General features: G+C 37.5%; 8 protein-coding genes. 1 reads left to right on the top strand and 7 read right to left on the bottom strand.

Annotated features, from left to right (window positions below; genetic code table 11):
- The 4 genes from F984_RS22195 to F984_RS22180 all read right to left on the bottom strand — a co-directional run.
- Nucleotides 1–982: BapA/Bap/LapF family prefix-like domain-containing protein (locus F984_RS22195; protein WP_004712261.1), on the bottom strand; the 982-nt coding region annotated here is incomplete at its 3' end.
- A gap of 456 nt (nt 983–1438) precedes the next feature.
- Nucleotides 1439–2941, bottom strand: coding sequence for a cation:proton antiporter (locus F984_RS22190; protein WP_002051161.1), 1503 nt, complete (start codon nt 2939–2941; stop codon nt 1439–1441).
- A 231-nt stretch (nt 2942–3172) separates the two neighbouring features.
- Nucleotides 3173–4072 (bottom strand): KPN_02809 family neutral zinc metallopeptidase, encoded by a 900-nt coding sequence (gene ypfJ / locus F984_RS22185; RefSeq protein WP_002051488.1) that lies wholly within the window; start codon nt 4070–4072, stop codon nt 3173–3175.
- A gap of 29 nt (nt 4073–4101) precedes the next feature.
- Nucleotides 4102–5025 (bottom strand): DUF808 domain-containing protein, encoded by a 924-nt coding sequence (locus tag F984_RS22180; protein WP_004712258.1) that lies wholly within the window; start codon nt 5023–5025, stop codon nt 4102–4104.
- 206 nt (nt 5026–5231) lie between these two features.
- Here F984_RS22180 and trpS point away from each other — a divergent pair, with 206 nt between their 5' ends.
- Nucleotides 5232–6245, top strand: coding sequence for a tryptophan--tRNA ligase (gene trpS, locus F984_RS22175; protein WP_004712256.1), 1014 nt, complete (start codon nt 5232–5234; stop codon nt 6243–6245).
- 411 nt (nt 6246–6656) lie between these two features.
- On the opposite strand, the gene sucD is transcribed toward trpS, so the two are convergent.
- The 3 genes from sucD to lpdA all read right to left on the bottom strand — a co-directional run bounded on the left by sucD (nt 6657) and on the right by lpdA (nt 10311).
- Nucleotides 6657–7547, bottom strand: coding sequence for a succinate--CoA ligase subunit alpha (sucD, locus tag F984_RS22170; protein ID WP_002051332.1), 891 nt, complete (start codon nt 7545–7547; stop codon nt 6657–6659).
- A 14-nt stretch (nt 7548–7561) separates the two neighbouring features.
- Nucleotides 7562–8728: an ADP-forming succinate--CoA ligase subunit beta gene (gene sucC / locus F984_RS22165; RefSeq protein ID WP_001048573.1), complete on the bottom strand. Its 1167-nt coding sequence runs from the start codon at nt 8726–8728 to the stop codon at nt 7562–7564.
- A 149-nt stretch (nt 8729–8877) separates the two neighbouring features.
- Nucleotides 8878–10311, bottom strand: a complete 1434-nt coding sequence (gene lpdA, locus F984_RS22160) for a dihydrolipoyl dehydrogenase (protein WP_002051272.1) — start codon at nt 10309–10311, stop codon at nt 8878–8880.
- Between the last annotated feature and the right edge of the window lie 58 nt (nt 10312–10369).

Raw genomic sequence — 10369 nt, 5'->3', positions numbered from 1 at the left:
TAACTGTTGAACCAGCTTCTGCTGTACCTGTTACAGGATTAGTTGCATTGATTGGATCAATTACTGGTGCATTTGGCGCAGTGGTATCTACTGTATAAGTTTTTGATTCAGTTATATTGCTACTATTACCCGCTGCATCAGTAAACGTAACTTTTGCATCAATGGTTTTATCGCTATCTGCAATTAATCCACTGCCTGGTACAACTACGCTCCATGTTCCTGCTACTTTATCTACAGTTGCAGTATAAGTTACACCATTCACAACTACAGTAACGACAGTATTTGCAGCATCTGCTGGAATATTTTTTAAGCTACCTGTAACAGTAACGTTACCAGCAGCTTCAGTTGAATTAATAACATTATCTGAAGTTATAGGATCAACAGAGAAAGTAACCCCATTTGTATTTGGGGGTGTAGTATCTGCAGGAGAAGAGTCATTACTACTACCACTATTTGATGCAGCAGCAATGATACCGCCTGCAACTAGAGGTACTGCTGCCCATAACCATGGGTTCACACCTGCATCATGATAAAGTAATGGCTGAATTGAAGAAATTGGTTGATAAATAACATCAGACACTAATGCCTGTGGTGCTTCTGCTGGTAGTGCTGCTGGTAAGTCTTCACCTAAAAGTGCTTGTGGCTCCACATCACTGTCGGCATCTGCATCTGCATCGCTGTCAGCATCTGCATCATTTTCAGCATCTTTAAATTTTGCCCAAATGAGTTGACCATTCTGATCTTGAAATACAAGACTGTTATCAGCTGGTTCAGCAGTACCACTAAAGAAGCCTTCAATAACAATAGTTTCGCCATTTTTTAGGCGAATTACTGCATTAGTACCCTCTCTATTGACTACCAGTACATCACTGGCAGCTACTTTTACCAATACAACTGACGCTTCTGAAAGTTTTGCAGAAGTTCCCTCTGTTGTTACCAAGGTTTTGTGACTGTCCTTGGCAATAATTTGTATCTCAGGCATATCTATATTCCTTTTATATTATTGATTTAAATGATTTTTTGTATAATTCTTTTTACTTAATGTTTTCGAGTTTTTGACCTACAACTTAAAAACATTAAGTAATGTGATCATTTTTACATTAACCACTTTAAAATAAAAAAAATAAATACTAAAGTCCTTAAAGAAAAAAATTTAATTAATACAAATTTTATATAAATAAAATTCTCGTTCTTATTCTTATAAATTACGAAAAATAACTAGCAACTGTTTTATATATAAAACAAATTTAATTTTTTATTATTGAAAATTTATTGAAAACTATTTTAATTTAATTTTTTATATAACAATTTTTAATATCTCAATAAAATAAAATATATTAATAATGATATATATAGAAAAAAATGGCTTCAGATAATATTTTACTATTACACTAAAGCCTAATTTTTTAATACTAATTAAAAAGATTTTTAAGTTAAGTTAAAAATTATCTGGACTCTCAAAACGTTTTACTTCTTGTAACTTATTAGGGTCATGCATAGTTGCAATACCATCTTCTGTTTTTTGATCAACAATAACATCAGGGTTAAAGATAGTAATAGTTTCTCTTCCTAACGCATCTTCTCCTACAATATATTGAAAGCCACGGCGATTCATTTTGTGACATAACTTTTGGTAAAAGCCTTTAAGTCCTTCGGTTTCTTCATTAGGGTTGTAATAAAATGCGTTCATTACTGCCGGTAGACCAAGACCACACACCACACCAGATAACAGTACACTAATAAAGGTATATCCAATAAGAATACTACTATAAGGACTAAGTGCTGGAATATTTGCAACAGCCAGAATTAAAGCAAGTGAAATCCCGCCTCGTACGCCACCCCAAGATAAGATAGTTAAACTACCATTATAGCTTTTGGTTTTACGCATTGTTGGGAAGAAAGCAAAAGACATAAAATTTGCTGCAAAACGAGAAATATGCAAAATAAAGAAAGCAACTATTCCCCCTAAGATCAGGCTAAAATTCAAATCAAGAATAAATAGCTCAAGACCAATTAAAGTGAATAAGAATGAATTGATAATTCCTTCTACTGTATGCCAAAAATGATTAACTTCTCTAATCTCACGCTCTTCACGGATTTCTTTCCATTTATTACCAACAATTAAACCGCCAATCACACAAGCAATCGGAGCAGAAGCGTGAGCAAACAAAGCAACTAAATATGCTCCGCTAGCAAGTAAGGCAGTTGTTAGAATCAGGGACTCCATTTCGTGTTTGCCACGTAATAGACGTAATGTTCCTATACCGAATGCCCATCCAATACCGACAGCAACCACAATTTCATAAAGTAAAGCTTCTAAAGTCGCAACTAACGAAAAATGTTCACCTTGTAAAACGTTCAGCAATGTCATAAATAGTGCAATACACATTGCATCGTTAAATAAAGATTCGCCTTCTAATTTGACAATTAAATGATGGGGCGCACGAATCGAACTTAAAACACCTTTAATACCGATCGGGTCAGTTGCTCCCAATGCCGCGCCTAATAATAGAAGAACTAAAATTGGTACATGATGGCCAACCAGTAATTGAAAGCCGTAAAGTAAGCCACCAAACAATACGGCGCAGATAACTAGTGCAATAGTCGCTAGAATACTAATTTGTCGCCAATAACTTCTTAAGTCTGAAATTTTAAATTTCAGTGCAGAAGATGTCAGAATAAAACAAATGACGCCATTAATTAAAAAGTCATAAAAATCGATATGACGTACTGCTTCTTCAATATTGTGAATATTAATGGTAATGAACTGATTACCATTTAAGAGACTAGCTCCCCATTGCAAAATGAAGACAAAGATTGCAGAAACAAGAGGCACGCCAATAGCTTGAGGAAAGCCTAAAATACGCTTATTGAATATAGTCGTTGCAATTGATAAAGCAAATACAACTGTAAGTGCTTGTAATAAGAAAAAATTACCCATGAATACCCTTCTTCTGGGTCAATGACCAAATAAAAAACCTAGACAGCTAAACTGAACAGAATGAGGAAGTAGGCACCTTATAAGGGCCTAAACAGTTAAAAGTTGGAATATAAGTTTAACGAATTACTTTAATCATTCTATCGATCAGTTAAATTTCTTAACATTAATTATGAAGTTGGGGTATTAAAAGATGAGCTTATTTAAAGTGTTTTAATAAACTCATCTTTAACATTAGATAGGATTATTAAAAGTATCACATTGGTTGATATCACCGGACTTTAAGCCCACTTGAAACCAATGCATCCGCTGTTCACTCGTACCATGAGTAAAACTATCAGGTACAACTTGTCCTGTCGCACGTTTTTGCAAATAGTCATCACCAATTTTTTGAGCTGCATCCATTGCTTCTTCAACATCACCAGACTCTAAAAACTGAGTACGTTGTTGATTATGATTTGCCCATATACCTGCTAAACAGTCAGCTTGTAACTCTTGTCGAACAGATAATTGGTTACCCTCTCTTTGGCTGACTTGCGAACGAGCTTGTTGCACTTGAGATGAAATACCAAGCAAGGTTTGAACATGATGGCCTACTTCATGCGCAACAACATAGGCTTGGGCAAAATCCCCTGCCTGATCTTGGCGAGAAAGCTCTGATTTATTTTGCTCACCCGAAATCCCCATTTGCTCGCGCATATCTTTAAAGAATTCGGTATCAATATAAACTTTTTGGTCAGCTGGGCAATAAAAAGGTCCCATAGCAGATTGAGCGGTACCACAACCTGAGCGAGTCACTCCACTAAATAAAACTAACGTTGGCGGTGTATAAGTTTTCCCTAATTGCTTAAATATAGGTGTCCACGTATCTTCTGTATCAGCTAATACAGTTCCAACAAAATCCGATGCTTCTTTTTGCTCAGGTGTTAAACTTTCTGGTGAGGTTGCATTTGATTGTTGTGAAGCAGTAACCTGCTGCGTTGCCTGATAAGCCATTTGCGGATCAACGCCAAAAAATTTCCATGCGACAAATGCCACGACCAAACCAATAATACTAATACCACCTGCTTTAACACCGCCCCCACCTCGACGGTCCTCAACATTGGTACTGACTCTACGATCTCTCCAGCGCATAACGTCCCTCTTCTTATTAAATGGCCTGATTAGTCAGAAGCTTTTGGCCACATTTTCTGTATTAAACTCACCACAAGCAACACAACCGCCCCAGCAATCATACCAATCGCAAAGTTCATTAATGTCGGTGTTAAAGCTCCAATAATATTGCCTACTGCGGGTATATTCTCTACATGATCGACGGTACTATCAGTAATATGATGAAGTAAAGGAATTGTATGGTTAATAATCCCTCCACCTACTAAAAACATTGCAATAGTTCCAACAATAGAAAGTAGCTTCATTAAAAGAGGAGCAAAAGTAAGTAAACCACGTCCTAGAGTTTGTTTAAAAGAAGCAGCCTGTTTTGTTAAATATAATCCTAAATCATCAATCTTAACAATCACACCAACCAAGCCATAAACACCTAGTGTCATCACAACAGCAATAATGCTAAGTACACTTATTTTTGTTATTAAAGCCGCCGTAGCAACCGTTCCTAAAGAAATAACAACAATTTCAGCAGATAAAATAAAGTCAGTTCGAATAGCTCCTTTTACTTTCTCTTTTTCAAAAGTAGCCAGATCCAGCTCTTCATTGTTAAATTCTTTTTCTGCTTCCTCAGAGGTTGAAGCTTTTCTATGCATAATTGTATGAAGAACTTTTTCAACACCTTCATAACATAGAAATAAACCACCTAGCATCAATAAAGGGTTAATCAGCCACGGTGCGATAACACTAATTAATAAAGCTAAAGGTACTAAAATAAGCTTATTAACTAAAGAACCTTTGGCAACCTTCCATACGATAGGCAATTCACGATCTGCACGTACACCTGTTACCTGTTGTGCATTTAAAGCCAAATCATCACCTAAAACACCGGCAGTTTTCTTTGCTGCCATTTTGCTCATTAAAGCGACATCATCTAAAATTGTTGCAATATCATCTAGTAATAAAAGTAAGCCACTTGCCATTTCTTATCCAGGTTTGTATTTATCTAGCTATTGTAAGATGAAATATTCCGTTTTCTGTAATTTTACTGAATAAATTCACAATATTATTTTAAGAAAGTTTAACCAATCGCTGACGAAAAAAATTTATTTCCCGTACAATAATGCCAATCTTTTATATTACAGGGCTTACTATCCCTGATTAAGCCAATACGATAGTGGAATAAATAATGAGTAATGTTGATCAGCGTCCAATTATTTTGACAGGCGACCGCCCAACCGGACAACTTCACCTTGGGCATTTTGTCGGTTCTTTGCGTTCACGTGTAGGTTTACAGGATAGCCACCATCAACACCTCTTATTAGCAGATGCACAAGCATTAACAGATAATGCAGATAACCCAGATAAAGTACGTCGTAACATTTTAGAAGTTGCTCTAGATTATTTAGCTGTTGGTATTGATCCAACTAAAACAACTATTTGTGTTCAGTCATGTTTACCAGCACTGAATGAACTTACAATGTTATATCTTAACTTTGTAACTGTGGCTCGTTTAGAACGTAACCCGACTATTAAATCTGAAATTCAAATGCGCGGTTTTGAACGTGACATTCCGGCGGGCTTCCTTTGCTATCCTGTTGCACAGGCGGCTGATATTACGGCTTTTAAAGCAACTGTAGTACCAGTAGGTGAAGATCAGATTCCAATGATTGAGCAAACGAATGAAATCGTGCGTCGTGTAAACCGTCAAATTGGTCAAGACCTTTTACCTGAATGTAAAGCATTGCTTTCTAATATGGCTCGTTTACCTGGTTTTGATGGTAAAGCAAAAATGTCTAAGTCATTAGGCAATACCATTGTTTTAAATGCTTCTGACAAAGACATTAAAAAGGCTGTAAACGCAATGTACACTGACCCAAATCATCTTCGTATCGAAGATCCAGGTCAGGTTGAAGGAAACATCGTATTTACTTACTTAGATGCATTTGATCCAAATAAAGAAGAAGTTGAAGAGCTAAAAGCACATTACCGCCGTGGTGGTCTTGGTGATGGTACAGTTAAAAAACGTCTCGAAGGTGTGTTAAAAGAATTAATTACTCCTATTCGTGAGCGCCGTGAAGAACTTGCTAAAGACCCTGATTACATTATGGATGTTTTACGTCAAGGTACTGATAAATGTCGAGACATTACTCAGCAAACTTTAGATGAAGTTAAAGATGGCTTAGGCTTATTTAAATTCTAATTCTTTTATTCAAAATATAATTCAAAAAGCCCTACGGGGCTTTTTCTATAATTACATTTAGATTCAATAATTTAAGCTATTACAATTTCTATATATTTATTATGATTCACACGCTCTTACCCTTTTAACGTGAAGTAACACTAATTAACGTGAACCTTAATGAACAAATATGAACACCTCAATAATATAGCTCAAGTAGGTTGATATGAACCTCACGACATTTCTCCTTAAGCCGAAACTGTTTTTAACAGATTCGTTGTTCTACGCAATGATCACCCCAATCATTGCGTATTTTTTTGTCTCTTTTTAGCGTTATTATTTCTCATTTCATTTTATGCTACTTTTCAATGATGCAAAAAAATACCGCATCATTTTTCAGATGCGGTATTTTTTAAAGATTTAAGGTAGCTATTAAACTAAACCTTTCTCTTTTAATACTTGCAACATAGTTGAACCAAGCTCAGCTGGGCTACGAGTGTAAGCCATACCTGCTTTTTCAAATGCAGCAAATTTCTCTTCAGCAGTACCTTGACCACCAGAAATGATCGCACCAGCGTGACCCATACGCTTACCTTTAGGAGCAGTTACACCAGCGATGTAACCTACTACAGGCTTAGTCACGTTAGATTTGATGAATTCAGCAGCTTCTTCTTCCGCTGTACCACCGATCTCACCGATCATGATAATTGCATCAGTATCTGGATCGTCTTGGAACAATTGAAGCGCTTCGATTTGGTTCATACCTGGGATTGGGTCACCACCAATACCGATACAAGTAGACTGACCTAAACCAAGCTTAGTTGTTTGAGCAACAGCTTCATAAGTCAATGTACCTGAACGTGAGATAATACCAATACGACCTGGTTGATGGATGTGACCAGGCATAATACCGATCTTACATTCACCCGGAGTGATCACGCCTGGGCAGTTAGGACCAACTAAACGAGTACCGTTACCGTTAGTTTCTAAATAACGTTTTGCTTTAAGCATGTCGATTGTTGGAACACCTTCAGTGATCACAACGATTAGGCCAACACCTGAATCAACCGCTTCAACGATTGAGTCTAAAACGAATGGAGCTGGTACATAGATTACAGATGCATCTGCATTTGTTTCACGTACAGCTTCTTTCATTGTGTTGAATACTGGTAAGTCAAGGTGAGTTGTACCACCTTTACCTGGAGTAACACCACCAACAACTTTTGTACCGTAGTCTAAAGCTTGTGCAGAGTGGAAAGTACCGTTTTTACCAGTAAAACCTTGTACCAATACTTTAGTGTCTTTATTAATTAATACGCTCATGATTGATACTCCCCTTACGCTTTAACTGCAGCTACAACTTTTTCTGCGGCATCAGACAAACCGTTCGCAGAAATTAATTTCAAACCAGATTCATCAAGTAATTTAGCACCTAACTCAGCGTTGTTACCTTCTAAACGAACAACAACTGGAACAGTTACGTTTACTTCTTGAACCGCTGCAATAATTGCTTCAGCAATCATGTCACAACGTACGATACCACCGAAGATGTTAATTAAAACACCTTGTACAGATGTATCAGCAAGGATGATTTTGAACGCTTCAATTACGCGCTCTTTAGTTGCACCGCCACCAACGTCAAGGAAGTTTGCAGGCTGACCACCATAAAGTTTAATGATGTCCATAGTTGCCATTGCAAGACCAGCACCGTTAACCATACAACCGATGTTACCTTCTAAAGCAACATAGTTAAGATCAAATTCAGATGCTTTTAATTCACGCTCATTCTCTTGAGATTTGTCACGTAAAGCAGCAACTTTAGGTAAACGGTAAAGCGCGTTAGAGTCGATACCTACTTTAGCATCTACACATAAAATTTCGCCGTTTTCACGAACAGAAAGCGGGTTAATTTCAAATAAAGCAAAATCGTTTTCAACAAATGCTTGGTAAGCAGCTGTCATGATTTTTACGAATTGACCGATTTGTTTGTCTTTCAAACCTAAAGCAAACGCAACTTCACGTGCTTGGAATGGTTGTAAGCCAACTAATGGATCAACTTCAACTTTGATAATTTTTTCTGGAGTTTCTTCAGCAACTTTCTCGATTTCTACACCACCTTCTGTAGAAGCCATGAAAGTAATACGACGGCTAGAACGGTCTACAACCGCGCCCAAGTAAAGCTCACGCTCAACTGGATATACGTCTTCAGCAACAATGATGCTGTTTACTGGTTGACCATTTGCATCTGTTTGATACGTTACAAGACGAGTACCAATGATATTGTTTGCAAATTCGATAACATCTTCTTTAGATTTTGCAACTTTAACGCCACCAGCCTTACCACGACCACCAGCATGAACTTGCGCCTTCATTACAGCGAATTTACCACCAAGCTGTTCAAATGCAGCAACTGCTTCGTCTGCATTGGTTGCCAAGATACCTTCTTGTACCGGCATACCATATTCTTTCAATAACGCTTTAGCTTGATACTCATGTAAGTTCATTTAGTTACCTACTTAACTTTGTTTGTTGTCTTCAATTTGCGCAACATTCTCATGTTGTATGTGCAAATTGCTGTCTACGTCTATCAACTTGATGATTTTTTAATCACACCATCGAATGTGAAAAAGAGCGGAGAAACCGCTCTTTAATTTTATTTACGCTTACGTTGAATCGCGTGAATTGCACGACCATCTACAGCAAGTGCAGCTTCATGAACAACTTCAGAGAATGTTGGGTGACCAAAAGTCATCAACTGAAGATCTTCAACTGAAGATACAAATTCAAGAGCGATCATACCTTGGTGAACGATATCAGATGCTGCAGGTCCAATCACATGCATACCTAATAAACGGTCAGTTTTTGCATCAGCAACGAACTTAACAAAACCTGCACCTTCACCAGCAGCTAAAGCACGACCATTTACAGCAAAACCGAATTGACCAGTTTTTACTTCATGACCTTTTTCTTTAGCTTGTTCTTCAGTTAAACCAACCCACGCCGCTTCAGGGTGTGTATAGATAACAGAAATGATTGTGTCATAGTTTACTTGAGCTGCATGACCGTGAATACGTTCAACAGCCATTACGCCCTCTTCCATTGCTTTATGAGCAAGCATTGGACCGCGAACTAAGTCACCAATCGCATATACACCTTCTACAGAAGTTGCACAGTGATCGTTTACTTCAACTAAACCACGTTCAGTTAATTTAATGCCTGAATCTTCAGCCAATAAACCTTCTGCATAAGCTTTACGGCCAACACAAACGATTAATTTGTCAAAAGTTTGAGTTTTTTCTTCGCCACCTTGAGTGTATTTAACAGTCACTTCACGACCATTAACTTCAGTGCCAGAAACTTTAGCACCAACGCGAATATCAAGACCTTGCTTAGTTAAAAGCTTTTGGTATTCTTTTGCCAAAGCTTTATCAGCCATTGGCAAGAATGCATCCATTGCTTCAAATACAACAACTTCAGCACCAAGACGACGCCATACTGAACCAAGTTCTAAACCGATTACACCTGCACCAATTACACCTAAACGCTTAGGTACTTCTGGGAAGTTTAATGCGCCAGTTGAATCAACAATAATATCTTGATCTACAGGAGCTACAGGAATATTTACAGGCACAGAACCAGACGCAAGAATCACGTATTTAGGTTCTAAAACTTGAGTTTCACCTTCATGAGAAACGAACTCAACTTTTTTACCAGCAAGTAATTTACCTGTACCTTTTAACCACTCAATACCGTTGCCTTTAAGCAATTGGTCGATACCGCCAGTTAATTGGTCAACAATTTTGTCTTTACGAGCAAGAAGTTTTGCAAGATCGAAATTCACTTCACCAGTTGTAATACCGTGATCAGCTAAGTGATGCACTGTATCTTCATAACGATGAGAAGAATCAAGCAAAGCTTTAGAAGGGATACAACCTACGTTTAAGCAAGTACCACCTAAAGAAGGCTTACCGTTGTGAATACGTTTTTCAATACAAGCGACTTTGAAGCCTAGTTGAGCAGCACGAATCGCAGCTTCATAACCACCAGGACCACCGCCGATGACAACAAGATCAAATTGTTGAGACATTTTTATCTCCATAAACCAAGATAGAGGATCGCTCTATCCTGGTAGGTATTTATTCGAA

The organism is Acinetobacter nosocomialis NIPH 2119 (assembly GCF_000368085.1).
Lineage (GTDB): Bacteria > Pseudomonadota > Gammaproteobacteria > Pseudomonadales > Moraxellaceae > Acinetobacter > Acinetobacter nosocomialis.
Note: the sequence above shows the minus strand (reverse complement) of the source record. Positions and strands in the feature narration are given on the sequence as shown.